Consider the following 23,338-nt stretch of genomic DNA (forward strand, 5'->3'; position numbering starts at 1 on the left):
AATGCTCTTGCATAGATAGAACGTTCGGTCTACTATCAGGATACACCGCACCTCAGCACCGCAGCACCCCACACAAGGAGAAGGAAATGAACACCACGGCCAAGACCCCGATCGTCCTCATTCACGGCCTCTGGATGACTCCGAAGAGCTGGGACACCTGGGCCGAGCGCTTCCGCGCCGCCGGCCACGACGTCATCGTCCCGGGGTGGCCCGGCATCGACGACCGCGAGGTCGCCGACATCCGCCGCAACCCCGAGGCACTCAAGGGCATCGGCCTGAAGCAGATCGCCGACAACTACGAGCGCATCATCCGCGCGCTGCCCCAGAAGCCGATCATCATCGGCCACTCCTTCGGGGGAGTCCTCACCCAGATGCTCGCCGATCGCGGACTGGGCGTCGCCTACGTCGGAGTCGCCCCCGGGCAGACAGCCGGGGTCACCACCCTGCCGCTGTCGACTCTCTGGACGGGCACGCCGATCCTCTCGAACCCCTTCGGCATCCACGGCGCCAAGCCCCTCAGCAAGCGCCACTTCCACTTCACCTTCGGCAACGACCTGAGCCGCCCCGAGTCCGATCGGCTGTGGGACGAGTACGCGGTCAACTCGTACAACCGGGTGTTCTTCGAGGGCGTCACGTCGGTGCTCAACGAGAAGAGCGGCGTCACCCGCGTCGACTACGGCCGCACCGACCGCGCGCCGCTGCTCGTCATCACCGGCGAGATCGATCACGTCGTTCCCCCGGCCATCGGCAGGGCGCTGGTCAAGAAGTACCGCGCGTCGGGCAGCCCCGCCATCGTCGAGTACAAGCAGTACGCCGGCCGCACGCACCGCCTGGTCAGCCAGGACGGCTGGGAAGAGATCGCCGACTACGCCCTCGAGTGGGCGACCAGCCACGCGGTCGCCGGCACGGGGGCGGCGAAGTAGCCGGATGCCGCGCCCGGCGCCGGCGAGGAACCACTTCGCCGTCGAGCCACCACGCACCGGCGTGATGGCTCGACGGTCGAGTGGTGTCGGCCGGTGTCGCGGTGGACGCAGGGGCCGGGAAGCCACGAGGGCTCCGAGCCTTCGTCGTTCGCGTGCTCGGGCTGTAGGGGCGGAACGCCACTCCGCCCGGGGAGATGGAGTCCGCCGGGCGGGGAATCGTAACGATGGCGGAGGACTCGGTCCGCATTCTCCGCCCGAGGCGTAGTACTCCGCCGGGCGGAGCGGGCAGGACTCCGCCCGAGGCGTAGTACTCCGCCGGGCGGAGCGGGCGCCGCGCGGAGCGTCAGGCGTGCAGCCGGCGCAGCGCCGTGACGACGTCGTCGTGCCACCGCCGGGCGGCGGGCAGCACGCCCGTGAAGATCGGGGTGTCGTGCGTCACACCTTGGTATCGCACCACGCTCGCCTCGACTCCGCCCTTGCGCAGTGCCGCACCGTACGCGTCGCCGTCGCCCCGCAGCGGGTCGTACTCCGCCGTCAGGATCACGGCCGGAGGGAGCCCCTCGTGCGACCGCGCGCGCAGCGGCGACGCGAGCGGATCGCGCGCGTCGGACCGCTTCGGCAGGTACGTGCTCGCCACCGAGCGCAGCTCCCGCAGGGCGATGAGGCTCGGGATGCCGAGAGCCCGCGTCGCGCTCAGATCCAGGCGCCCGCCGGTGAGGTCCACGACCGGGACCTCGAGCAGCTGCAGCCGCAGCGGATGCCGCCCGCGGTCGCGATTGAGCAGCGTGACGGCGGCGGCGATGTTCGCGCCCGCCGATGTGCCGGCCACGCCGATGCGTGACGCATCGACTCCGACGTCGGCGGCCCGCTCGAACAGCCAGGCCAGTGCGGCGTAGGCCTGCTCGACCGGGACGGGAAAGCGGTGCTCGGGCGCGAGGGCGTAGTCGACGGCGACGATCGCGACGCCCGCGTCGAGCGCACGACGCCGGTACGCGGCATCCGTCGTCGGATAGTCGATGCCCCCGATGCGGAATGCACCGCCGAAGAAGCCCAGCACCGCCGGCACCGGGAGGACGTTCTCCGTGGCGCCGTCACTCTGAGCGGACCGCTCGGGGTAGTAAATCCGCACGCGAAAAGGCGGCACGCCGTCGGGCTCCAACCGATGCTCGGCGGTGCGGACGGCAGGGCCACGCGTGCCCACGGTCTTCAGTTCCCGCCGATCCCACGCGAGCGCGGCCTTGCGGTGCTTCGCGCGCGCCCGGGCGCGCGGCCCGAGAGCGGGCCCGGCGCCTGCCGGCGAAGTCTCGGCGGCCGGCGTCGCTGCAGGGGGAGCCTTCTCGGCGACCTCGGCAGGTCCTGCGGGACGGCCGAAGGGCCACAGCGCGGTCAGGCGCGCGCGGACGCTGCCCAGCGCCCGGTCGATCAGGTACTTCCGGTGCACCCGCAGGCGCTCCTCGAAGATCGGATCCAGCGGCATGGCTCACCCCCCACTCGAGGCTTCGAGTCTACGAAGCACCTCCGCCCGCGCCGGTGCCGCTTGTCACCGCGGCAGGTTTGTGCGAGCGCTGCGTCGCGGCCAGTGCGTCAATCAGGCGATGTCGCACTGCCGCTGCCTCGGTGGCACGGCTACTGTGGCGGCATGGGCGCCGTCAGCACGATCGCGGGCATCGCACTGGTGCTGGTCGCCCTCAACGATGTGTTCCAGACGCTGCTGCGACCGACGGCGACGGGACGGCTGAGCACCCTGATCTTCCGCACCGTGTGGAGATTCACCCGATCGGGACCGAGACTGGGAAATGTCAGTGGGCCGCTCATCGTCCTCACCACGATCGCCGTCTGGCTCACGCTGACGACCGCCGGATGGGCGCTCATCTACCTGCCGCACATCCCCGAGGGATTCGCCTATTCGAATGTGGACCCCGCCGACTACCCCCCGTTCACCGAGGCGCTGACGTTCTCGCTCGTCGCCCTCACCACGCTGGGCCTGGGTGACGTCGTACCGGTCGATCCGCTGATCCGCGTGCTGTCACCGTTGGAAGCGCTGACCGGCTTCGCGCTGCTCTCGGCCTCGGTCTCGTGGTTCATGCAGCTCTACCCCGCACTCTCACGCCGGCGAGCATTCGCCATCGATCTCACCAGCCTGCACGAGGCGGGAGTCACCGCCGATCTCGCATCGCTCACCACCGAGCGCGCCGCTTCCGTCACGCGCGCGACAGCCCGCTCGCTCGCCGAGGTGACCGCCGACCTCGTGCAGAACACCGAGATCTTCTACTTCGCCGAGAAGGATGAGACGCTCTCGGCGCCTCGCGCATTGCAGTACGCGCTGGAGCTGCAAGGATCGGCGCTCGAGTCGAAGAGCGCCGATGTGCGGGCAGAGGGCCGGGCACTGTCCCACGTGATCGAGGAGCTGGCGCGCGTGCTGCGCAGTCAGTACCCTCACCTGGCCGGCGATTCAGCCGCCGACGTGTTCGCGAACGCGGCGACGGGTCACGCGCATCACCGGCGCGCTGCCGCCGGGTCTCGTCCGCAGTAGTCGCGACCCCGGAACAGCACAAGGCCCGGAGTTCCGAGGAACTCCGGGCCTTCCTGCTCGTGCTACTGCTCGGTCCCTGAGCCTGTCGAAGGTCAGCGACCGAGAATGCTCACCAGGACGACTTGGTCACGCCGGGCAGTTCGCCACGGTGCGCCATGTCACGGAAGCGGACACGCGAGATGCCGAACTTCGTGAGGACACCGCGGGGGCGTCCGTCGATGACGTCGCGCGAACGGACGCGGACGGGCGAGGCGTTGCGGGGCAGCTTCTGCAGGCCCACGCGAGCGGCTTCGCGCTCCTCGTCGGTGGAGGTCGGCGAGACGAGCGCCTTCTTCAGCTCGGCGCGCTTGGCAGCGTAGCGATCGACGATCACCTTGCGCTGCTCGTTGCGCGCGATCTTGCTCTTCTTGGCCATGAGATCAGCGCTCCTCTCGGAATTCGACGTGCTTGCGGATGACCGGGTCGTACTTCTTGAGCACGATGCGGTCGGGGTTGTTGCGGCGGTTCTTGCGCGTGACGTAGGTGTAACCCGTGCCCGCGGTGGAACGCAGCTTGATGATCGGACGAACGTCCTGAGCCTTCTTCGCCATCAGAGCTTCACACCCTTCGCGAGAAGGTCCTTGACGACGGACTCGATGCCGCGCGCGTCAATCACCTTGATGCCCTTGGCCGACACGTTGAGCTTGATGTTGCGGCCCAGTGACGGCACGAAATAGGTCTTCTTCTGCACGTTCGGGTCGAAGCGGCGCTTCGTCCGGCGGTGCGAGTGCGAGATGTTGTGACCGAAGCCGGGAACTGCTCCAGTCACCTGGCACACTGCTGCCATAGTGATGTCTCCTTAGTACCGTGCGACCGGACGGCCACACCCAAGATCCCTTGTCTGCACCCCGCCCTGCGACAGACTCAGGGACCGCCCGAAAGCGGCCTGGCTGTGAAGGGAGAGTACGAACTGCGTGCTGGAGTGCGCGCAGACAAACAGTAAGTCTAGCACGGGAACGCCACCCGACCCCCGCTCCGTGAGCGACGATCAGTGACAACATCACGCCCCCGCGCGTAGAGTCTGCGCTTAACGGTCATCTGGACCGTCGAAGGGGGCACCATGTGGGATTGGTTTCAGTCCGTCGCCAACGAGTTCGCAGGATGGGTGTACTGGTTCTTGGGCTGGTGGTGAGGTCCGCGCCTAGACGTCCTCGTGCATAGGACCCGCTGGGGCCGCACCGCGGCCCCAGCGGAAGGCCGACACCGTGGGATCGCCCGGTATCCAGAACCGCCAGGGAAAAGCCGCGGTTCCCGCGATCCCCGCCACCCCGACCCGCGGGCCGACGGCGATCTCGGCGATCGGCTGGGATCGCAGGTCGAGTCGGGCGACGGCGCCGTGGTGCGCCGCTCCGGTGACCGCGTCGATGCCGTCGTGCACCGGATGCCGCAGCCCCACCGCGTCGCCCAGGCGCCCCGGACCGCGTGCGAGGTCGCGCGCCGTCTTCGCGGCGGGTCGGCGCCGCGCCGCGGCATCCGCTCCGGCGACGATCTCGCCGCCGCGCAGCAGCACACCGCCGGCAACCCCCGCGGGCCCGCACACGACGTTGACGCACGAGTGGATGCCGTGGCTGAGGTACACGTACAGGTGACCCGGTTCGCCCCACATCGTGGCGTTGCGCGCGGTCGGCCCCATGCGCGCGTGCGAGCCGGGATCTGCCACCGGGCCCGTGCCGAGGCCGTGATAGGCCTCGACCTCGGTGAGCCGCACCGTGACGGTCTCGCCCCCGACCACGGTCGTCAGATGCGCACCGAGAAGACGCGGGGCGACCTCGGCCGGAAGCCCGGCCAGGTCGGCGCGCGTCGCAGCGCGGAACTCGGATCCGGACATGTCGCGAGCTTACGCACGCAGGATCATGTCAACAGGTCGATGCGGCCGCCGCACGGGCGCGAGTAGCCTTCGCCCATGAAGCGATGGTTCGTGCTCGTCCTGCTCGGCGTCTCGCAGTTCGTGATGGTGCTCGACAGCACCGTCATGAACGTCTCGATCTCGACCGTCGCCGCCGACCTCGGCACCGACATCGCGGGCATGCAGGCGGCGATCACCTTCTACGCGCTCACCATGGCGGCCTTCATGCTGACCGGCGGAAAGATCGGAGACAAATGGGGGCGCAGCCGCGCCTTCCGCATCGGCTCGGTCATCTACGGGCTCGGCTCGCTGACCACCGCTTTGAGCCCCAACCTGACCGTGCTCATGGTCGGCTGGTCGCTCGTCGAAGGTCTCGGCGCGGTCCTCGTGATCCCCGCGATCGCCGCACTCGCCGCGATCAACTACACCGGACGCGAGAGGGTCATCGCCTTCGCGGTGCTCGGTGCCATCACAGGGTTCGCTGCGGCAGCCGGCCCGCTGATCGGCGGACTTCTGACCACCTACTCCTCGTGGCGGTACGTGTTCGTGGCCGAGGCGGTCATCATGCTCCTCGTGCTGCTCCTGTCGGGCCGCATCAAAGACACCTCCGCCGACCGCGCGCTCAAGATCGACCTCCTCAGCGTGATCCTGTCCGCCGCGGGCCTGGCGATCCTCGTCTACTCGATCCTGCAGAGCAAGACATGGGGGTGGATCGTCCCGCTGGATCCGCCCGTCATCGCCGGGGCGACGATCGCGCCATTCGGGATCTCCCCGGTGGCGTACCTCATCCTTCTCGCGCTGGTCGTCCTCTGGCTCTTCGTCCGACGCCAGCAGTACCTCGAGCGGATCGGCGCGGTCCCCTTGCTGAAGGTCGGCTTGCTCCGCATCCCCGCCCTGCGCAGCGGCCTGACGATGTTCCTCGCTCAGTACTTCGCGATCGCGGCGCTGTTCTTCGTCGTCCCGGTCTACCTGCAGACGATCCTCGGCTACGACGCGCTGCAGACGGGTCTGAAGATCCTGCCGCTGTCTGTGGGCCTGATCCTGTTCTCCATGCTCGGGTCGCGCCTGGCGACGGTGCGCTCGGCGCGGCATCTCGGCCGCATCGGGCAGCTCACCCTCGGTGCGGGGGTGTTCATCGTCTTCGCGGCGGTGCAGCCCGAACTGGTCGGCTGGGTATTCGCGACCGGCATGTTCGTCGTCGGAGCCGGCTTCGGACTCCTCGCCTCGCAACTCGGAAACGTCAACATGTCGGCGGTGGACAGCACCGACACGTCGGAGGTCGGCGGACTGCAGGGGACCTTCCAGAACCTCGGCTCCTCCTTCGGCACCGCCGTGGTCGGTTCGGTCTTCGTGCTCATGCTGACCTCGGGCTTCACGGCCGCCGTCGCGCAGAGCGAGACGCTCCCCGACGACGTCCGCGATCAGGTCGTGTTCGCGACCTCGACCGGCGCGCCGATCCTGTCGCAGCAGCAGGTCGAGGAGGTGATGACGGATGCCGGCGCCGCGCCCGCGGCCGCCGAAGAGGTCGCCCAGACCTACGCCGACGCGCAGGTTGAATCGCTCCAGCAGTCCCTCTTCCTCGTCTTCGCGCTCACGATCCTGGGTCTGCTCCTTGCGCGTGGGCTGCCGTCCAGGCTTCCCGACCCGGACGCGCAGCCCGGCGTCCCGGACGCGGCGGATCACGGGTCGTCCGCAGTCGCCGCGCCCGACTCCTCCCCGGCTGGGGGTGCGGTCAGTTCGGGGGAACCTGGCACCAGGAGATCGCGGCGCCGGTGAGCGCCACGACGGGCTCGCCGTCCGAGATCTGAAGCACGCGAGTCTCCGGCTGCTCCGGCAGCGGCAGCTGATACGTGTCGTAGGTGTTCGTCACGGCGTCGGGGGCGACCAGTACCGCGGCGTAGCGGGCGCTGGGCGACACGCACACCTGGAGCACCGCATCGGTGTCGGCGATCTCAGTGAGCAGCCGCGTCTCGCCGTCGCTGCCGACGAGGGAGACCGACGTGCGGCCGGTCGGCAGGTCGCCCTCCAGCACCGCGGCGGTGCGGATGGTCGAGCCGTCCGGCAGAGGAGTCACCGAGCTCACGCCTCCGAGATCGGTGTCGGGGACGACGAGCGGAGCCTCGCTCGCGTCGGTGAGGTCGATCGTCGACGTCTGCTCGACGCGGTCGACGACCGCCTCGCTCGACCCCCGGGCGATGCCCTCGATCGTCATGGCGGCGCCCAGCGCGGTGGCGCCGTCGCCGCCCGAGCCGGTCAGCAGCAGCGAGCCGTCGAAGGGCAGCAGCAGCAGGCTGTCGGTGTCGGGAACGAAGCGCCATTCGGCCACGCGCGGATCGGCGCCTTCGATCGAGATCTCGGCGGGTGCGGCATCCGGGTCCTTCAGCGACGCGGTGTAGAGGCGGCTCTCACGTCCCGATTCCGCGGTCAGCTCGGCATCCGAGAACGTGTACCCGACGAGCTCGCCGCTGTCGGCGCTCTGCAGATTCGAGATGAACCCGTCGCCCGGCAGCGGCAGCTCGCGGGCGTCTCCGCCGTCGAGGTCGGTGGCGATGAGCCCGGGGCGATCGTCGTCGGTGCGCACCGACACCACCAGATGCTGCGTGGTCGCGCGGAAGTCCTCGATGTGAGGGTGCGTGAAGACGGGCTCGGCGTTCTCGCCGGTGAGGTCGGTGCGGTAGATGACGTCGCCGTCGTCGGTGGCCCGCTGCAGGAGGTACACCTCGGCCGGCGGCGTGCGGAAGGTTTCGACCAATGACGCGTCCGGACCACCGCCGAGCGAGGCGACCTCGTCGATCTCGACGGTGTACTCGGTGTCGTCCCACAGCGGCAGCGTGAAGCGCACCCCGATGCTCCGCCCCGAGGTGTCGACGTCGAACGGAGTCGCGGGCGTGATCGTCACCTGCGACGGGGCGACGTCGGCCAGCGATTGGGACGTGGTGACGATGAGGCGGGATCCGGATGCCGCCGCCGCCGCGGCCGGATCGACCGAGACGTCGGTCACCCGGGGCCCCTGAGCCACGCTCGCCGCCGCGCCGGCGAGACCGAGCACGGCGAGCGCGCCTACGACGATCGCGAAGCTCGCCACGAAGAGACGGCCGCGGCGATGCCGGGTGCGGGCGCGCCGCGAGACCGGCTCCTGCCCGCCGACGCGCCGAGGCTCAGTACTCATACGGATCCTCGGGCTCCGAGATCGCCTGCACCGCCGCGGCGTCGATCGCCAGCCGGCCGTCCGACGACGAGCGCACCGTGCCGGTGATCGTGACCCACTGGCCGGTGGCGGGCGCGGGCGCGACGCCGACCACGGGGATGCTCGCGGGCTGGGCATCGATCACGCAGTGCGTGATGACGAGGCGCGTCAGGTCGAATCCGCCGTCCTCCGACGGGGTCACGAAGCCCGTCAGCTCGACGGTGTCGCCGTCGAACGCGTCGGGACTGGTGGCCGTGGCGAACGCGGTGGACCACTCGCCCACACCGAACGACGAGGTGTCTCCGGTCGAGGCCAGGGTCACGACATCCGCTCCGCCGAACAACGGCGTCGCGCCGACGTCGCGCGACATCGCGAGCTCGGCCGACAGCGACGCCGGCGGCAGCACGAGCGTGAGGACGACGACTCCGGATGCCGCCACCCCGCCGACCACCGTCGCGAGGACGGCCGCCGGGTGGCGCGGGTGCTCGTGGCCGTGATCGTGGTCGTTCACAGACTTCGCAGAATGGGGCGAAACTCGCAGGCCTTCGGGCGAATCGGGCGAGATCGGCGCGATTCTGCGAACTCTGTGAGCTTCCGGCTCGACGTCCGCCTGTCCACCGTGGTCGTGGCCGTGGTCATGCCCGTGGTCGGCCTCGGCGCCGAGGGGCAGCGCGAACGAGGCGACGGTGCCCACGAGCACGAGCACCGCCATCGACACGGCGAACCAGGTCGAGTCGGGATTGATGTACAGACCCAGGCGCCCGGTGACGGCGAGCGAGATCGTGACGACGGCCAGCGCCGCAGCGAGACCGACTCCCAGCCACCGCGTTGCGACGTACTCCGCCTTACGCAAAGAGGTTCACCGCCGTCCCGATCGCGAAGGCGGCGAGCACGACCACCACGACGATGCCGCCGAGCGTGCGCCACGTGAAGGTCGTGCGCATGAGGGCGAGCATCTTGACGTCGACGAGCGGCCCGACCAGCAGGAACGCCACGATCGAGCCCGGGGTGAACGTCGAGGCGAACGAGAGCGCGAAGAAGGAGTCGACGTTCGAGCAGATCGACACGACCATCGCGAGCATCATCATCGCGACGATCGACAGCGCCGGGTTCGAGCCGATCGCGACGAGCGCCTCGCGCGGCACGAGCACCTGCACCGCCCCCGCGAGCGCCGAGCCGATGATGAGCGCCGGCATCACGGCCCGGAGCTCGATGACGAACTGGGCGAGCGTGCGGCGTCCGCGCCCGCCGGGCTCGTGCGTCACAAGGGCGCACGTGTCGCGGAACCGCTCCGTCAGCAGGGCGTCGGGGGACGGATGCCGGCTGTACAGCCAGCCGATGAGGTTCGCGATGGCGTAGCCGCCCAGCAGCCGCGCGATGAGGATGCCGTCGCTGTAGCCGAAGGCCTGATGCGTCGTGATGATCACGATGGGATTCACGATCGGCGCCGCGATGAGGAACGTGAGGGTCTCGGGCACCGAGAACCCGCGCATCATCAGGCCACGGGCGAAGGGCACGTTTCCGCACTCGCACACCGGCACGACCATGCCGAGCAGCGACAGCACGGCGCGGCGCGCCCACGCCCGCCGCGGCATCCATCGCTCGATGACGCCCGGCGGCACCCACACCTGCACGACGATCGAGAGCACCACGCCGAGCGCGACGAACGGCAGCGACTCGATCAGCACGCTGATGGCGAGCGTCAGCCCGTCCTGCGCCCGCGTGGGCAGTGGAGCCGGGAAGAGCTGCGGTGCGAGCCAGTCGATGAGGAAGAGCCCCGCGACCGCGAGCACGCCGATCCCCGCCCACACCAGGGTGCGGGCCGAGGCCGACGGTCGGGGCGGGCGCGCTTCGACGGGCTCAGCGACCGGTCCCCGAGCTCGGCGAAGGGCGGAGTCAGTCCGCGTCACGCTCTTCGACGTCTTTCATCCCCGCGGCGGGCGCGCCGTGCTCCGCAGAGCAGGTGGCGCACAGCCCGAAGATGTCGACGATGTGCTCGGCCGCGCTGAACCCGTGGCTCTCGGCAGTGCGCTTGGCCCACTGCTCGACGTCGGACGCCTCGATCTCGACGGTCAGCCCGCAGGAACGGCAGATGAGATGGTGGTGGTGGCCCGTGCTGGCGCAGGCGCGGTACAGCGCTTCGCCGTCGGGGCTCTGCAGCGAGTCGGCGCCGCCCTGTGCGGCCAGACCGGCCAGCGCGCGATACACCGTCGCCAGCCCGATGCCGGTGTTCTCGTCGCGCAGGGTCGCGTGCAGGGACTGCGCGCTCACGAAGCCACGGGCGTCGGCGAGCGCTTCGCGCACGCGCTCGCGCTGCCAGGTGTTGCGCTGGGCCATGCCGGGAAGTCTACCGGCGGGTCCTGGGCATCGGCCGGGCGCCGGTGACGGCGGTCAGGTGTGCCGTACTCCTGAGATTCGCAGCGCTGCAGAGGGATGGCACGCGACATCCCGGGGCGGTGGCTCAGACGAGGACCGCAAACTCAGGAGTTGTGTACGTCGGTCGCCGCTGACTTCGACGAGCTCGGGCATGCGGGACGGCCGCGGCGCTCAGGGGCCGCTCGCTGCGCGGGTGACGCGGCCGCGTCGTGCGCCGATCACCCGGCAGACGAGGTAGATCGCGAACGAGACGGTCGTGATGTAGGGGCTTACCGGCAGCGTGCCCATGATCGCGAGCAGGATGCCGCCGACGGCCGACACGAACCCGAAGGCCGCCGACAGCAGGGGCACCGACAGCGGCCCCGTCGCGACGCGCATCGCGGCGGCGGCCGGAGTCACGAGCAGCGCCATCACCAGCAGCGCGCCGATGATGTGGACGGCGACGGCGACGATGAGGCCGAGCAGCAGCATGAACGCCAGCGACACCGCGGTCGTCGGCACGCCCCGCGCCGCGGCGGACTGCGGGTCGAGCGAGTCGAACCGCAGCGGGCGCCAGATCAGCAGAAGCCCGAGCAGCACCACGGCGCCGATCGCGATGAGCCAGCCGAGCTGGCCCGACTGCACCGACACGATCTGCCCCGTCAGCAGGCTGAAGCGGTTGGCGCTGCGGCCGTCGTAGAGCGAGAGGAACAGGATGCCGAGGCCGAGGCCGAACGGCATGAGCACCCCGATGATCGAGTTGCGGTCGCGCGCGCGAGCGCCGAGCACCCCGATGATCGCGGCCGCGACGATCGAGCCGACGATAGAGCCGGTCACCACGTCCCACCCGATCAGCAGCGCCGCCGCCGCGCCCGCGAACGACAGCTCACTGATGCCGTGGACGGCGAACGCCATGTCGCGCTGCATCACGAACACGCCGATCAGCCCGCCGACGAGGCCCAGCACCGCGCCGGCCCACACCGAGTTCGACACGAGCGCGAGGATCTCGCCGTACACGGGCAGACCGCCGAACATCGCATCTGCGATGTCGTCCCAGTTCATTCGTGCACCTCGTCGTGATGGTGATGGGATGCCTCGGCATCCGGCGCGCCGACGACCACCAGCCGATCGCCCGCGCGCAGCACGAACACGTGCGCCCCGTACAGCGCGGTGAGGACGTCCGAGCGGAGCACCTCCTGCGGCGTCCCGAGGGTGAAGCGGCCGTTCGCGATGTAGAGGATCCGGTCGACCTTGCCCAGCACCGGGTTGATGTCGTGCGTCACGAGCAGGACCGCGGCGTGCTTCTCCCGGCGGTGCCGGTCGATGAGCCCGATGACCGCCTGCTGATTGGCGAGGTCCAGGCTCGTCAGCGGCTCGTCGCAGAGCAGCAGGCCGGGGTCGTCGGCCAGCGCCTGCCCGGCGCGCAGTCGCTGCTGTTCGCCGCCCGACAGCTGTCCCACCGGGCGGTCGGCGAAGTCGCGCGCGCCGACCGCGTCGATCAGCGCGTCGACGCGCCGGCGGTCGCCGCGGCGCGGGAACGGGAGACCGAACCGGTGTCCGTCCACGCCGAGCGTGACGAGGTCGCGTCCGCGCAGCGCGGTGTCGCGCGGCAGCGGCCGCGACTGCGGGATGTACCCGATGCGGCGGTTGCCCCGCCCGCGCACCCCGTCCCCGAGCACCTGGATCGTGCCGCTCGAGAGCTGCTCCAGCCCGAGGATCGCCCGCAGCAGCGTCGTCTTGCCCGAGCCGCTCGGGCCGAGCACCGCGATCAGCTCGCCGGGATGGACGTCCAGGTCGAGCCCCGACCACAGCTCCCGGTCGCCGCGCCGAAGGGCGGCGTTCCGGATCCGCAGGACCGGTTCGCCGGAGGCGGCCGTCACCCGGCCAGCGCCGTGCTCAGCGCCTCGATGTTCGCCTGCATCCACGAGATGTAAGTCTGGCCCTCAGGGAGCGTTTCCGAAAACGCGATCACCGGGATGCCGGCGGCCTCGGCCGCGTCGACGATCTGCGTCGTCTCGGCGCCGCCCGTCTGCGTGTTGGTGACGACGAGGCGAACGTCGCCAGACTCGAGCACGCCGAGGGATTCGAGCAGGGTCGCGGGCGCGACATCCTGTCCCTCCTCAACGGCCTCGCTGAACGCGTCGGGCGTGACGTTCTCGAGCCCTGCCTCACGGGTGAGGTAGACCGGGACGGGTTCGGTCACGAAGATCCTGGTCCCCTCCTGGGCCGCAGCGATCTCGGCGAGCGACGTCTCGAGACCCGCGATCTCGCCGGCGAAGGCCTCGGCGTTGGCGGTGAAGGTCTCGGCGTCGTCGGGACTCAGCTCGCCGAGTTCCTCGGCGAGCGCCTCGGCGACGTGCGTGATCGTGTGCGGGTCGTACCACACGTGCTCGTTGAAGCCCTCGATGTGCTCGTGAGCGTGATCGTGGCCCTCTTCCTCGGCGTGCGCCTCTTCCGCCTCGCCGGCGTGCTCCTCGCCGGCGTGCTCGTCCTCGGCGTGGCCCTCGTTCTCGGGCCAGTCGTGTGAGAACTCCGCGGCGGTGACGACGTGCGCCTCGCTGCCGCTGGCCTCGATCAGCGCGTCGACGAACGCGTCGTAGCCGCCGCCGTTCTCGATGATGAGATCGGCATCGGCCACCGTGAGCTGGTCGCGTGCGCTGGGCTCGAACGAGTGGGGATCCTGCGACTCGTTGGTGACGATCGAGGTCACGTCCACCAGGTCGCCGCCGACGGCCTCGGCGATCTGCCCGTAGACGTTGGTCGAGGCGACCACCGACAGCCGGGCGTCCGACTCACCGTCGCCGCTCGCCGCCGACGTGGTGGCGCACCCGGCGAGGGCGAGAGTGGATGCCGCGGCCAGACCGAGAAGGATGAGCGAGCGCCGGTTCGAGATCATGCCGCCAGTCTAACGCTATTGATAATCGTTCTCGCACAAGGACCTCGATTCGCCCCGTGATGCGCGGCTATGTGCCCCTGCAGCGGGAGAAGTCAAGCCCCGCGAAGGGACCGGCGAGGCCGCATACGGTCAGTTGCCATGACGGACGACACGGCGACCGGCCCCTTCGCGCCGGCCGCCCGCCGTCAGCTCGCGGTGACGTGGGGGATCCCCGACGAGTACGGCGGAATGACGGCGGCGCTGCTGCGCCGGTCGCGCGCGTTCGCACGCGCCGGGACGCGGGTGGACGTGCTGACCTTCGAGCCGCTTCCCGACTATGAAGAGGTGCGCCAGCGGCTGCGCGACCGCGGCGAGCTCGTCGACGGAATGCGCCTGCGCAACATCTACGAGGACTTCCGGGAATCCGCCCGGGAACCCGTCACCGTCGCTGTCCGACCGGGAAGCCTCTCGCGGCCACACGACGACGAGTCCGTCACGATCCGCGGCTCGGTGCGGCGATGGCGCAGGGGCGAGAGCGATGCGCGCGTCGAGCACCGCCGCTCCGACGGGAGCCTCGCCCTCCTCGATGAGCGGCGCCGCGGTGGCGGCCGCCTGATCACGTCGTTCGATCGCACCGGCCGCACGACCGGTCAGTGGACCTCCGCCTCGGCGTTCCGCTTCGCCTGGATCGACGAGCTCCTCGCGGGTGAGCCGGCCGTGGCGATCGTCGACAGCAAGACCGTCGCGCGCTGGATGCAGACCTACCGGCGCCCGAACGTCGCGCTCGTCCATATGGTGCACGGCGCGCACCATGACGCCCGTGGGCGCCTCACCGACTCTCGCCGCCCCGTCTTCGAGAATCTCCACCGGTGGGACGCCGTGGTCTTCCTCACCGCCCGCCAGCGTGCGGCGGCGATCGAGCTGCTGGGCGACTCCGGCAACCTCCACGTGATCCCGAACGCCGTGACGACCCCCGATCGGATGCCGCGGCTCCCGCCCGACCGGCTGCACGGGGTGATCGTGGCCCGGCTCAGCGGCATCAAGCGCCTCGATCACGCCCTGCGCGTGATCGCCGCCGTTCGCGCCCTCGACATCCCCGTCACCGCCGAGATCATCGGCGAGGGCGACCGCCGCGCCCGCCTCGAGGCCGAGGCCGAGCGGCTCGGCCTGCAGGGCGTTGTGCGCTTCACCGGCTACATCCCCCGCGCGGCGGAGCGCTATGCGGGCGGCTCGTGGACTCTGCTCACGAGCCGCTCGGAGGGCGAGTCGATGAGTCTGGTCGAGGCGATGGCGGCCGGGTGCCTGCCCGTGGCCTACGACATCCGCTACGGCCCCGCCGAGGTCATCGCCGACGGGCGCAATGGCCGGCTCGTGCCGGACGGCGACATCGAGCGCGCCACCCAGGCGCTCGCGGGGCTGTGCGTGCTCGACGACGACGCACTGGCGGCGACGCGGCGCCAGGCGCGCCGCACGGCGGAGCGGCACAACGACCGTGCCGTCTTCGATCTGTGGACCGAGGCGCTCGGCTCGGCGATCGAGCGCGCAGCGGCGCGGACTCCCCTCGACAACGGGGCGCTCGGGCGGGTGCGCGTGCGGCGGCTGCGGGGACGACTCCTCGTGACGGCCCGGTTGCCACGAGGACCGCGGCCGACCCGGATCGAGGTGGGGCTCTCGACACGCGAGAGCATCGCGGCGCTCGTCCCGATGCGGCGATTCGGGCGCTGGCGCTTCGCACGGCTGGACCGCGAGGGGTCGGCCCGCCTGTCGGGAGAAACCGTGAAGACGCGTTTCGTGGTCCATGTCGACGGCGCGGTCGTGGGCGTGGACGCCGGCATGCGGCATCCGGATCAGCGTTCTCTCGCCCGGCGCGCCGCCGACCGCCTCCGGCGCTGAGTCCGCGAGCCGGTCGAGCCCGGACGCCCGAAATGAGCGCGGCCTCCGGTGGAGTCAGTCGAGCAGCAGTGCCGGCTCTTCGAGGATCGACGCGACGTCGGCGATGAACCGCGACATGCCGTCGCCGTCGATCACCCGGTGGTCGAACGACCCCGAGACCGTCGTCACGAAGCGCGGGCGCACCTCGCCGTCGACCACCCACGGCTTCTGCCGGATGGTGCCCATCGCGACGATGCCGGCCTCTCCCGGGTTGATGATCGGCGTACCCGCATCCATGCCGAACACGCCGATGTTGGTGATGGTGATCGTGCCGTTCTGCTGGTCGGCCGGCGTGGTGCGGCCCTCGCGTGCGGTGAGCGTGAGCTTCTCGAGCGCACGGGCGAGCTCGCGCATCGACAGGTCCTGCGCGTCCTTGATGTTGGGCACGAGCAGTCCGCGCGGAGTGGCGGCGGCGATACCCAGGTTGACGTAGCGGCGCACGCGGATCTCGGCTCCGCCCTCGGCATCCACCCACGCGGCGTTGACCATCGGGGTGCGGCGGGCCGCCCAGATGACGGCGCGCGCCATGATCAGCAGCGGCGACACCCTGATGTCGGCGAAGTCCGGCGAGGCCTTGAGGCGTTTGACCAGCTCCATCGTGCGGGTGGCATCGACGTCGGTCCACACCGACACGTGCGGCGCCGAGTACGCGGACTGCACCATCGCCGACGACGTGGCCTTCCGCACGCCCTTGACCGCGATGGTCTCCTCGCGGCCCTCGGCGTCGGGGACGGGAGTGGCGGGGGCGACGCTGGGCCGGCTGGCGGGGGCGGGAGCGGCGACCGGGATCGTCTCTTCTCGCACGTCTCCCCACGCGGGGGTCTCGATGTTGCGGAACACGCTCGCCTGCGAGGCGTGGCGCACCACGTCCTCGCGCAGCACCTCGCCCGCAGGGCCGCTCGGGGTCACCGCGGCCAGCTCGACCCCGAGATCGCGGGCGAGCTTGCGGATCGGCGGCTTCGCGATGACACCGACGGATGCCGCGACCCGCTCGGCCGCGGGGGCGGCAGGCTTCTTTCGCCGTGACTGCACGTGGCCGCCGGTCCCGTAACCCACGAGCACCGCACCCTCGCCCTCACCACCGGTCGACTCGGCGGGCTCGCCGTGCTCGGACTGGCCGACGGTCGCCGGGCCCGCGGCATCCGTCGTCGACGCGATCGTGATGATCGGGGCTCCGACGTCCACCGTCTCGCCTTCGGGGACCAGCAGCTCGCTGACCGTACCGGCGAAGGGCGACGGCAGCTCGACGAGCGACTTCGCGGTCTCGATCTCGACGAGCACGTCGTTGACCGCGACGCTGTCGCCGGGGCCGACGCGCCACGCGACGATCTCCGCCTCGGTGAGGCCTTCACCGACGTCCGGGAGGATGAAGGTCTGCGTCGAGCCCACGCGCCCGGAGGCTCCGACAGACGCGCCACTGGGAGTGGGTGCGGGAATCATGTTCGGTCCTTTCGGAGGGCCGTCAGTACGCCAGGGCGCGGTCGACGGCCTCGAGGATGCGGTCGGCGTCGGGGAGGTAGACGCCTTCGAGCTTCGCGGCCGGGAAGGGCGTGTCGAAGCCCGACACGCGCAGCACCGGGGCCTCGAGCGCGTAGAACGCGCGCTCCATGACGGTCGCCGAGACCTCGGAGCCGAGCGAGGTGAACCCCGGGGCCTCCTGCGCGTACACCATGCGGCCGGTACGGCGCACCGAGTCGAGGATCGGCCCGTAGTCCACCGGCGACAGCGAGCGCAGGTCGATGACCTCGCACGAGGTGCCCTCCGACTCGGCGATCGAGGCTGCCTGCAGCAGCGTCGTCACCATCGCGCCGTGACCGACGAGCGTGATGTCGGTGCCGCGGCGCACGACCCGCGACGCACGCAGCGGCAGGGCACGTGCCGACGTGTCGACCTCGCCCTTCTGCCAGTACTTGCTCTTGGGCTCGAGGAAGATCACCGGGTCGGGCGAGGCGATGGCGTCCTGGATCATCCAGTAGCCGTCGTTCGCAGTCGACGGGCTCACGACACGCAGGCCCGGCGTGTGGGTGAAGTACGCCTCGGGGCTCTCCTGGTGGTGCTCGACCGCGCCGATGTGGCCGCCGTAGGGGATGCGGATGACGACCGGCATCTGCAGCGCGCCCTCGTGGCGGTTCGTGATCTTGGCCAGCTGCGTCGTGATCTGGTCGAATGCGGGGAAGACGAAGCCGTCGAACTGGATCTCGATCACCGGCCGGAACCCGGTCATCGCCAGCCCGATCCCGGTGCCGACGAGGCCCGACTCGGCCAGCGGGGTGTCGAGCACGCGGCGTTCGCCGAACTCGGCCTGCAAGCCCTCGGTGACCCGGAAGACGCCGCCGAGCTTGCCGATGTCCTCACCCATGAGCAGCACACGGTCGCTGCCGGCGAGAGCGGCCCGAAGGCCCGCGTTGATCGCACGGCTGAGCGGCATGGTCTGCACCGCGGGCGCCGAGTCGGCGGCGGCCCCTGGTTGCTGAGCCGAAGCCCCTGGTTGCTGAGCCGAAGCCCCTGGTTGCTGAGCCTGTCGAAGCACGGTCACGATGCGCCTCCTTCGAAGGATGCCTCGTAGTCGGCGAGCCAGCGGCGCTGCTCGTCGATGAGCACGTGGTCCTCGGAGTACACGTGCGCGAACATCGCCTCGTGATCGATGCCGCCCAGCGCGTTGGTCCGCGTGCGGGTGTCGTCGGCGAGCGCCTCGGACTCGGCCTCGACGTCGGCGAAGAAGGCCTCGGACGCGCCGCGCGCGAGCAGATACGCCTTCATGCGCTCGATGGGGTCGCGGCGTCGCCACGACTCCTCCTCGTCCGATGTGCGGTACTTGGTGGGATCGTCGCTCGTGGTGTGCGCGCCGAGGCGGTACGTCATCGCCTCGATGGCGCGGGGACCGGCGCCGGAGCGCGCCTCGTCGAGCGACCGACGGGTGACCGCCCAGCTCGCGAGGACGTCGTTGCCGTCGATGAGGGCGCTGGGCATGCCGTAGCCCTCACCGCGCTTGTACAGCGGCGAGCGCGACTGGGTGGCGACGGGCACCGAGATGGCCCACTGGTTGTTCTGCAGGAAGAACACTTCGGGGGTGGCGTAGCTGGCGGCGAAGACCATGGCCTCGTGCACGTCGCCCTGGCTGGACGCGCCGTCGCCGTAGTAGACGATGACGGCCTCGTCGCGCTCGGGGTCGCCGGTGCCGCAGCGGCCGTCGAAGACCAGGCCCATGCCGAAGCCGGTGGCGTGCAGCGTCTGCGCACCGAGCACCAGCGTGTAGATGTGGGTGTTGCCGTTCTTCGCGTCGAACGGGTTCCAGCCGCCGTGCGTGACGCCGCGCATCAGGCGGATGATGTCGACCGGATCGACGCCGCGGATCTTTGTCACGACGTGCTCGCGGTACGACGGGAAGAGATGGTCCTGCGGACGTGCGGCGCGGGCGGATCCCACCTGCGCGGCCTCCTGGCCGTAGCTCGGCGGCCACAGCGCGAGCTGTCCCTGACGCTGCAGGTTCGTCGCCTGCACGTCGAAGGCGCGGATCACCGCCATGTCGCGGTAGAACTGCTCGAGATCGGCGTCGCCGAGGCCGTTCACGAGCTCGAGATAGGGCTCGGCGGCGGGACTGGGCGCGAACGTGCCGTCGGCCTGCAGGAAGCGGACCAGCGTCGAGTCCTCGGGCGGCGCAGCTGCGCCGCCGGAAGCGGATGTGGGGACGGTCATCGCCGACTCTTCAGGATGCGTCACCGTTCTACGCTAGCCCGCGTCCCGAATGCCCCTCTGGGAGGTCCTTTACAACGGATGCTGCGATCCGTAGGACCTTATCGACAGAAGCCTCTTCGCCGACGGAGATCCGGATGCCGTCTCCGGCGAACGGGCGGACGATCAGGCCCGCCGCGTCGAAGGCGGCCGCGATGTCGAGAGTCTCTGCACCGCCGGGCAGCCAGACGAAGTTGCCCTGCGCCTGCGGGATCCGCCAGCCGGCAGCTCGCAGCTCTCCCGCCAGGCGATCGCGGCGCTCCGCGATCTCGCGCACACGCTCGAGGAGCTCGTCCTCAGCCTCGAGGCTCGCCAGCGCCGCCTCTTCGGCGTGCGCCGTGACCGACAGCGGGATCGCGGTGCTCCGCGCCGCGTCCAGCACGCGCGGGTGGCCGATCGCGTACCCGACGCGCAGGCCGGCGAGGCCGAACGCCTTGGAGAAGGTGCGGAGGACGACGACGTTCGGACGCGAACCGCCGCCCAGCACGAGCCGGCCGTCGACGGAGTCCGGATCGGTGACGAACTCGGCGTAGGCCTCGTCGAGGATGACCAGCACGTCGGACGGCACGCGCTGGACGAAGGCGTCGAACTCGGCCTGCGTGATGATCGGCCCGGTCGGGTTGTTCGGGGTGCACACGATGATCGCCCGCGTGCGCTCGGTGATGGCGTCGGCCATCGCGTCGAGATCATGACGGGAGTCCGCAGTGAGCGGCACCTGGACGGCGGTCGCGCCGGCGACCACGGCGAGCCAGGGGTACGCCTCGAACGAGCGCCACGCGTAGATGACCTCGTCGCCGGCCCCCGACGTGGCCTGCACGAACTGCGCGAGGATCGACACGCTTCCTGCGCCGATGTGGATGCCGTCGACGCCGACCCCGAACCGCTCGGCGAGGCGCTCGCGCAGGCGAGTGGCCGCGGCATCCGGATATCTGTTCAACGCGGTCGCCGCCTGCACCCGCTCGAGCACGCCCGGTAGCGGATCGAACGGGTTCTCGTTGCTCGAGAGCTTGAACGCCTCGGCGCCGGCCTGCTTGCCCTGCCGGTACGGAGGGAGCGCGGCGACCTCGGCGCGCACGCGGACGGGGATCTCTGGCGCGTCGGTCACGCCCCGAGTCTACGAGCGGGCGCCGGATGCCGACGCCCGCTTCCCGGCACCGCTGCCGTGGAGGGCGATGGGGGGAATGGCCGCGTCAACCCTTCCCGCGTCCGAGCGCACCATGCGAGACTGCGGGGATGGGCTTCCTCATCCGAGTCGTCGTCAACGCGTTCGCGATCTGGGTGGTCACCCTGATCCCGGCACTGCAGGTCTTCGTCATCCCGTTCGCGCCGGGCGAGACGCTGCAGCTCATCCTCACGCTGCTGATCGTGGCGGTGATCTTCGCGCTGGTGAACACGATCATCGGCACCGTCATCAAAGTGCTCGCGTTCCCGCTCTACATCCTCACGCTCGGGCTCATCGGCCTCCTCATCAATGCGTTCCTGCTGTGGCTGACGGCCTGGATCACCTCGTGGTGGAGCTGGGGTCTGCGCGTGGAGGAGTTCTGGTGGGGAGGCATCCTCGCCGCGATCATCATCTCCCTCATCAACTGGATCTTCGGCATCATCCTGCGTCCCCGCAAGAAGGACTGACCGGCCCCCCTCAATCCTCGCCCCGCGTCGCGGCGTACTCCGTCACCTGCACGGACTCGGCGCTCGCCAGCGACTCCAGCACCTGGCGGAGCTCACCGACGCGAGGATCGGGCGAGCTGTCGACGAGCGCGGCGGTCTCGGCGTAGGCGGTCATGCGATGTCCGGGGACGGTGGCGTCTGCGACGCCCACCTCGGTGTGGGCGACGCGCTCGGCGATGAAGCTGCCGGGCGCGCCGACGGCGGCGTGGTGCCCGCCGCCGGCGAGCGCCGCCACGGGGTCGTCGGTGTGGCGCACCGTGACGCTCAGCGTGCCCGTGCCGACGTCGGCGGCCACGGGCGAGCCGAACGAGACGAGCGTGCGGGTGTCGTATTCGCCCTCCAGCGCCAGGTGAGAGCCGATCATCGCGCCCTGCGAGTGCCCGAACGCGTGCACGACGTCGCCGGGCTGAGCGCCGGCCGCGGCGAGCGCTTGCTTGGTCGCGGCGAACGAGTCGGACTGGCGGCCGGTGTACAGCTCGTGATTCGAGCGGTTGTCCCACGGATCGTCGCCGCCGTACGCGAACGACTGCATGCCGGCGATGTAGACGGCGAACTGCTTCGTCCCGTCGGGCATGGTGTACCGCTCGACGCGCACGCGGGACTCACCGGCTCCCGGCATCCGCTGCGTGACCGCCGCGAGGCTCTGCGGCGCACCAGGAGTTCGCGCCGGAGTGACCGGGGTCAGCGCCACCGGACCTGCCGAACCGGTGAGCCGGGCGTCGCGTGACAGCCGGCCAGGGCCGGTGACGCCCAGGGCGCCAGCGAGTGCGATGGTGCCCACGCCGAGCGCGGCGCCGCCGATGACCCCGCCCGGGTCGCCGAACTCCCCGCCGACGACCACCCCGCTCTCCGTGGCCTGGCGAACGAGCTCCGAGGGCCACATCACCGATCGCTCGAACTCGGATCGAAGCGCCAGCGACCAGGCCGCGGGATGCTCCTGGCTCAGTCTCGTGACGCGCGCGTCGAGCGCGGCGGCGCGTGCTGAATCGCCCGACAGCACGGCGGCGCGGTGCTCGGCGTTGAGCTCGACGAGCTCGTAGCCGATGGCGGCCTCGCGCAGCGCGTCGGCGATCCGATTCGCCTCCCTCCCGACCTCGACGAGCCGCGTGAACAGGACGGTCACCGACGACACGGCGTCCCAGGCCTGATCACGAAGCCAGACCAGGGTGCTCTGCGGCCCGGCCAGGCACGCGCCGACCTCGTCGAGCTCGACCGCGGCCGCGAAGAAGCGCGACGCGGTGTGGCGCAGCGTGCCGGTGTCGACGGCCACCGCGCCGCCGCCGCGAATCTCGAGCCCCGCGTCCACGCGCGGCCAGACCTCGGGCAGCCGCCCGACGAGCCCCCACTGCGGGTCGGCGTCGGGCTTCGGCCCGGGATCGGGCACGTCGAGGCTCTCGGAGAGCGGAACCGCGGCCGGCAGCGCGCGCTCGTCGGTCATCGCGCCGGCCCGCCGCTGAGCGGGTGCTCCACGATCACCGGGCTCATGTCGGTCACCGGGCGCCTGCGGGGGCGAACAGTGCCGCGTAGGCCTCCGCCTCGCGGAAGGCGGCCCGGTCGCGCGCGTGTGCAGCATCCGCGCGGGCGTCCTCGGCCAGGGACGAGAGCGCCGACACCGCGACCGCCCACGCCTCGGCCTTCTCGTGGAACGCCGTGGCCGCCTTCGACTGCCAGTCCGTCGCCGCAGAGAGTCCGCGGGCGGCGGTCGCGGCATCCGTCAGCCGGTCGATGACCCGGGCGAGGTCGCGCACGACGACGGCCAGCTGCTCCGAGGCGGGGGTCGAGTCGTTCACGGATCCATGCTGTCGGTGCCGACTCGCCCGTCGCCGCGGCCTCAAGCGATCTGTGCACGGGAACCGATCCGCGGACGATGTGGAGGAGGGAAGGATGCCGCGACCCGGCGTCCACGTCGGAGCGCTCGCGCGCACAACCGGAGGAGATGTGCGAGAGCGGAGGACCCAAACCCCCGAAACAGCCCTCCCTTTCCGCACANCTCCTCCCGCTCCTGATCAGTCAGCGCGCCACAGGGAGGCAACCCGCGCAAGAACGGATGCCGCAGCCCAGCGGCTCCGGCCCCAGGAAAGCGGCAGCCGCACACAAGCGGAGGAGATGTGCGAGAGCGGAGGACCGAACCCCCAAAACAGCCCTCCCCTTCCGCACATCTCCTCCGCGCGTGACGGGAAACGGAGGACGCTGATTCGGGCGGGTGACGGATGCCGCGACCCGGCCCCGATCCCGGTACACAGCGAGG

General features: G+C 70.8%; 23 protein-coding genes. 5 read left to right on the plus strand and 18 right to left on the minus strand.

The features are described 5' to 3' along the window. Positions 1 to 86 precede the first annotated feature (86 nt). Entirely contained in the window at positions 87 to 923 is an 837-nt protein-coding gene (locus tag WYM_RS08790; RefSeq protein ID WP_019180464.1) for an alpha/beta hydrolase, read from the plus strand. Positions 924 to 1,266: 343 nt separating this feature from the next. On the opposite strand, the gene WYM_RS08795 is transcribed toward WYM_RS08790, so the two are convergent. After that, a complete protein-coding gene (locus WYM_RS08795; protein WP_019180465.1) occupies positions 1,267 to 2,400 on the minus strand; it encodes an alpha/beta hydrolase in 1,134 nt (377 codons plus the stop codon). Positions 2,401 to 2,562: 162 nt separating this feature from the next. On the opposite strand from WYM_RS08795, the gene WYM_RS19745 reads away from it, so the two are divergent. Beyond that, positions 2,563 to 3,456 (plus strand): potassium channel family protein, encoded by an 894-nt coding sequence (locus WYM_RS19745; RefSeq protein ID WP_019180466.1) that lies wholly within the window; start codon positions 2,563 to 2,565, stop codon positions 3,454 to 3,456. Between the two features lie 109 nt (positions 3,457 to 3,565). On the opposite strand, the gene rpsN is transcribed toward WYM_RS19745, so the two are convergent. The 4 genes from rpsN to WYM_RS08825 all read right to left on the minus strand — a co-directional run bounded on the left by rpsN (position 3,566) and on the right by WYM_RS08825 (position 5,323). Then, on the minus strand, positions 3,566 to 3,871 hold the full coding sequence (rpsN, locus tag WYM_RS08810; protein WP_019180467.1) for a 30S ribosomal protein S14: 306 nt from the start codon (positions 3,869 to 3,871) through the stop codon (positions 3,566 to 3,568). 4 nt (positions 3,872 to 3,875) lie between these two features. Then, positions 3,876 to 4,046 carry a 50S ribosomal protein L33 gene (rpmG, locus tag WYM_RS08815; protein ID WP_005051772.1) on the minus strand — a complete coding sequence of 57 codons (171 nt, stop codon included), beginning with the start codon at positions 4,044 to 4,046 and terminating at the stop codon, positions 3,876 to 3,878. Further along, positions 4,046 to 4,282, minus strand: coding sequence for a 50S ribosomal protein L28 (gene rpmB / locus WYM_RS08820; RefSeq protein WP_019180468.1), 237 nt, complete (start codon positions 4,280 to 4,282; stop codon positions 4,046 to 4,048). Before rpmB ends, rpmG begins: the two co-directional genes overlap by 1 nt. Before the next feature lie 354 nt (positions 4,283 to 4,636). Continuing rightward, positions 4,637 to 5,323 carry a DNA-3-methyladenine glycosylase gene (locus WYM_RS08825; protein ID WP_019180469.1) on the minus strand — a complete coding sequence of 229 codons (687 nt, stop codon included), beginning with the start codon at positions 5,321 to 5,323 and terminating at the stop codon, positions 4,637 to 4,639. Positions 5,324 to 5,398: 75 nt separating this feature from the next. On the opposite strand from WYM_RS08825, the gene WYM_RS08830 reads away from it, so the two are divergent. After that, on the plus strand, positions 5,399 to 7,117 hold the full coding sequence (locus tag WYM_RS08830; protein ID WP_019180470.1) for an MFS transporter: 1,719 nt from the start codon (positions 5,399 to 5,401) through the stop codon (positions 7,115 to 7,117). Here WYM_RS08830 and WYM_RS08835 read toward each other — a convergent pair. The 7 genes from WYM_RS08835 to WYM_RS08865 form a co-directional block, all read right to left on the minus strand. Beyond that, the gene (locus WYM_RS08835) at positions 7,074 to 8,510 is read right to left on the minus strand and encodes a hypothetical protein (RefSeq protein ID WP_019180471.1); all 1,437 of its coding nucleotides are present in this window, start codon (positions 8,508 to 8,510) and stop codon (positions 7,074 to 7,076) included. The genes WYM_RS08830 and WYM_RS08835 overlap by 44 nt on opposite strands. Continuing rightward, entirely contained in the window at positions 8,500 to 9,381 is an 882-nt protein-coding gene (locus tag WYM_RS08840) for a TIGR03943 family putative permease subunit (protein ID WP_019180472.1), read from the minus strand. The genes WYM_RS08835 and WYM_RS08840 overlap by 11 nt, the downstream gene beginning before the upstream one ends. Continuing rightward, the gene (locus WYM_RS08845; RefSeq protein ID WP_019180473.1) at positions 9,374 to 10,438 is read right to left on the minus strand and encodes a permease; all 1,065 of its coding nucleotides are present in this window, start codon (positions 10,436 to 10,438) and stop codon (positions 9,374 to 9,376) included. Before WYM_RS08845 ends, WYM_RS08840 begins: the two co-directional genes overlap by 8 nt. Then, a complete protein-coding gene (locus WYM_RS08850) occupies positions 10,425 to 10,865 on the minus strand; it encodes a Fur family transcriptional regulator (protein WP_019180474.1) in 441 nt (146 codons plus the stop codon). Before WYM_RS08850 ends, WYM_RS08845 begins: the two co-directional genes overlap by 14 nt. A 210-nt stretch (positions 10,866 to 11,075) precedes the next feature. Continuing rightward, positions 11,076 to 11,945: a metal ABC transporter permease gene (locus tag WYM_RS08855; protein WP_019180475.1), complete on the minus strand. Its 870-nt coding sequence runs from the start codon at positions 11,943 to 11,945 to the stop codon at positions 11,076 to 11,078. After that, a complete protein-coding gene (locus WYM_RS08860) occupies positions 11,942 to 12,763 on the minus strand; it encodes a metal ABC transporter ATP-binding protein (protein ID WP_019180476.1) in 822 nt (273 codons plus the stop codon). The genes WYM_RS08855 and WYM_RS08860 overlap by 4 nt, the downstream gene beginning before the upstream one ends. Beyond that, positions 12,760 to 13,779 carry a metal ABC transporter solute-binding protein, Zn/Mn family gene (locus WYM_RS08865; protein ID WP_019180477.1) on the minus strand — a complete coding sequence of 340 codons (1,020 nt, stop codon included), beginning with the start codon at positions 13,777 to 13,779 and terminating at the stop codon, positions 12,760 to 12,762. The genes WYM_RS08860 and WYM_RS08865 overlap by 4 nt, the downstream gene beginning before the upstream one ends. A gap of 138 nt (positions 13,780 to 13,917) precedes the next feature. Here WYM_RS08865 and WYM_RS08870 point away from each other — a divergent pair, with 138 nt between their 5' ends. After that, positions 13,918 to 15,651, plus strand: a complete 1,734-nt coding sequence (locus WYM_RS08870; protein WP_019180478.1) for a glycosyltransferase — start codon at positions 13,918 to 13,920, stop codon at positions 15,649 to 15,651. Positions 15,652 to 15,705: 54 nt separating this feature from the next. Here WYM_RS08870 and WYM_RS08875 read toward each other — a convergent pair whose 3' ends face one another. The 4 genes from WYM_RS08875 to WYM_RS08890 all read right to left on the minus strand — a co-directional run bounded on the left by WYM_RS08875 (position 15,706) and on the right by WYM_RS08890 (position 20,527). Next, the gene (locus tag WYM_RS08875; protein ID WP_051008103.1) at positions 15,706 to 17,130 is read right to left on the minus strand and encodes a dihydrolipoamide acetyltransferase family protein; all 1,425 of its coding nucleotides are present in this window, start codon (positions 17,128 to 17,130) and stop codon (positions 15,706 to 15,708) included. Positions 17,131 to 17,152: 22 nt separating this feature from the next. Continuing rightward, the gene (locus WYM_RS08880) at positions 17,153 to 18,118 is read right to left on the minus strand and encodes an alpha-ketoacid dehydrogenase subunit beta (protein ID WP_040569216.1); all 966 of its coding nucleotides are present in this window, start codon (positions 18,116 to 18,118) and stop codon (positions 17,153 to 17,155) included. Between the two features lie 104 nt (positions 18,119 to 18,222). Further along, positions 18,223 to 19,386, minus strand: coding sequence for a thiamine pyrophosphate-dependent enzyme (locus WYM_RS08885; protein WP_019180481.1), 1,164 nt, complete (start codon positions 19,384 to 19,386; stop codon positions 18,223 to 18,225). A gap of 28 nt (positions 19,387 to 19,414) precedes the next feature. Continuing rightward, a complete protein-coding gene (locus WYM_RS08890) occupies positions 19,415 to 20,527 on the minus strand; it encodes a histidinol-phosphate transaminase (RefSeq protein ID WP_019180482.1) in 1,113 nt (370 codons plus the stop codon). Between the two features lie 128 nt (positions 20,528 to 20,655). On the opposite strand from WYM_RS08890, the gene WYM_RS08895 reads away from it, so the two are divergent. Next, positions 20,656 to 21,051: a phage holin family protein gene (locus WYM_RS08895; RefSeq protein ID WP_019180483.1), complete on the plus strand. Its 396-nt coding sequence runs from the start codon at positions 20,656 to 20,658 to the stop codon at positions 21,049 to 21,051. Positions 21,052 to 21,061: 10 nt separating this feature from the next. Here the strand turns inward: WYM_RS08895 and WYM_RS08900 are convergent, their stop codons facing one another. Together WYM_RS08900 and WYM_RS08905 are read right to left on the minus strand one after the other, a co-directional pair. Next, positions 21,062 to 22,528 (minus strand): hypothetical protein, encoded by a 1,467-nt coding sequence (locus tag WYM_RS08900; RefSeq protein WP_019180484.1) that lies wholly within the window; start codon positions 22,526 to 22,528, stop codon positions 21,062 to 21,064. Between the two features lie 52 nt (positions 22,529 to 22,580). Then, positions 22,581 to 22,880, minus strand: a complete 300-nt coding sequence (locus WYM_RS08905; RefSeq protein WP_019180485.1) for a hypothetical protein — start codon at positions 22,878 to 22,880, stop codon at positions 22,581 to 22,583. Between the last annotated feature and the right edge of the window lie 458 nt (positions 22,881 to 23,338).

This window comes from Microbacterium yannicii PS01 (genome assembly GCF_000304335.1).
Taxonomy (GTDB): domain Bacteria; phylum Actinomycetota; class Actinomycetes; order Actinomycetales; family Microbacteriaceae; genus Microbacterium; species Microbacterium yannicii_A.

What these genes read in the sequence shown, in the direction of transcription:
- WYM_RS08790 (WP_019180464.1), top strand. Translation starts at nt 87, where the DNA reads ATGAACACCACGGCCAAGACCCCGATCGTCCTCATTCACGGCCTCTGG.
- WYM_RS08795 (WP_019180465.1), bottom strand. Translation starts at nt 2,400, where the DNA reads ATGCCGCTGGATCCGATCTTCGAGGAGCGCCTGCGGGTGCACCGGAAG.
- WYM_RS19745 (WP_019180466.1), top strand. Translation starts at nt 2,563, where the DNA reads ATGGGCGCCGTCAGCACGATCGCGGGCATCGCACTGGTGCTGGTCGCC.
- rpsN (WP_019180467.1), bottom strand. Translation starts at nt 3,871, where the DNA reads ATGGCCAAGAAGAGCAAGATCGCGCGCAACGAGCAGCGCAAGGTGATC.
- rpmG (WP_005051772.1), bottom strand. Translation starts at nt 4,046, where the DNA reads ATGGCGAAGAAGGCTCAGGACGTTCGTCCGATCATCAAGCTGCGTTCC.
- rpmB (WP_019180468.1), bottom strand. Translation starts at nt 4,282, where the DNA reads ATGGCAGCAGTGTGCCAGGTGACTGGAGCAGTTCCCGGCTTCGGTCAC.
- WYM_RS08825 (WP_019180469.1), bottom strand. Translation starts at nt 5,323, where the DNA reads ATGTCCGGATCCGAGTTCCGCGCTGCGACGCGCGCCGACCTGGCCGGG.
- WYM_RS08830 (WP_019180470.1), top strand. Translation starts at nt 5,399, where the DNA reads ATGAAGCGATGGTTCGTGCTCGTCCTGCTCGGCGTCTCGCAGTTCGTG.
- WYM_RS08835 (WP_019180471.1), bottom strand. Translation starts at nt 8,510, where the DNA reads ATGAGTACTGAGCCTCGGCGCGTCGGCGGGCAGGAGCCGGTCTCGCGG.
- WYM_RS08850 (WP_019180474.1), bottom strand. Translation starts at nt 10,865, where the DNA reads ATGGCCCAGCGCAACACCTGGCAGCGCGAGCGCGTGCGCGAAGCGCTC.
- WYM_RS08855 (WP_019180475.1), bottom strand. Translation starts at nt 11,945, where the DNA reads ATGAACTGGGACGACATCGCAGATGCGATGTTCGGCGGTCTGCCCGTG.
- WYM_RS08865 (WP_019180477.1), bottom strand. Translation starts at nt 13,779, where the DNA reads ATGATCTCGAACCGGCGCTCGCTCATCCTTCTCGGTCTGGCCGCGGCA.
- WYM_RS08870 (WP_019180478.1), top strand. Translation starts at nt 13,918, where the DNA reads ATGACGGACGACACGGCGACCGGCCCCTTCGCGCCGGCCGCCCGCCGT.
- WYM_RS08875 (WP_051008103.1), bottom strand. Translation starts at nt 17,130, where the DNA reads ATGATTCCCGCACCCACTCCCAGTGGCGCGTCTGTCGGAGCCTCCGGG.
- WYM_RS08880 (WP_040569216.1), bottom strand. Translation starts at nt 18,118, where the DNA reads ATGCCGCTCAGCCGTGCGATCAACGCGGGCCTTCGGGCCGCTCTCGCC.
- WYM_RS08885 (WP_019180481.1), bottom strand. Translation starts at nt 19,386, where the DNA reads ATGACCGTCCCCACATCCGCTTCCGGCGGCGCAGCTGCGCCGCCCGAG.
- WYM_RS08895 (WP_019180483.1), top strand. Translation starts at nt 20,656, where the DNA reads ATGGGCTTCCTCATCCGAGTCGTCGTCAACGCGTTCGCGATCTGGGTG.
- WYM_RS08900 (WP_019180484.1), bottom strand. Translation starts at nt 22,528, where the DNA reads ATGACCGACGAGCGCGCGCTGCCGGCCGCGGTTCCGCTCTCCGAGAGC.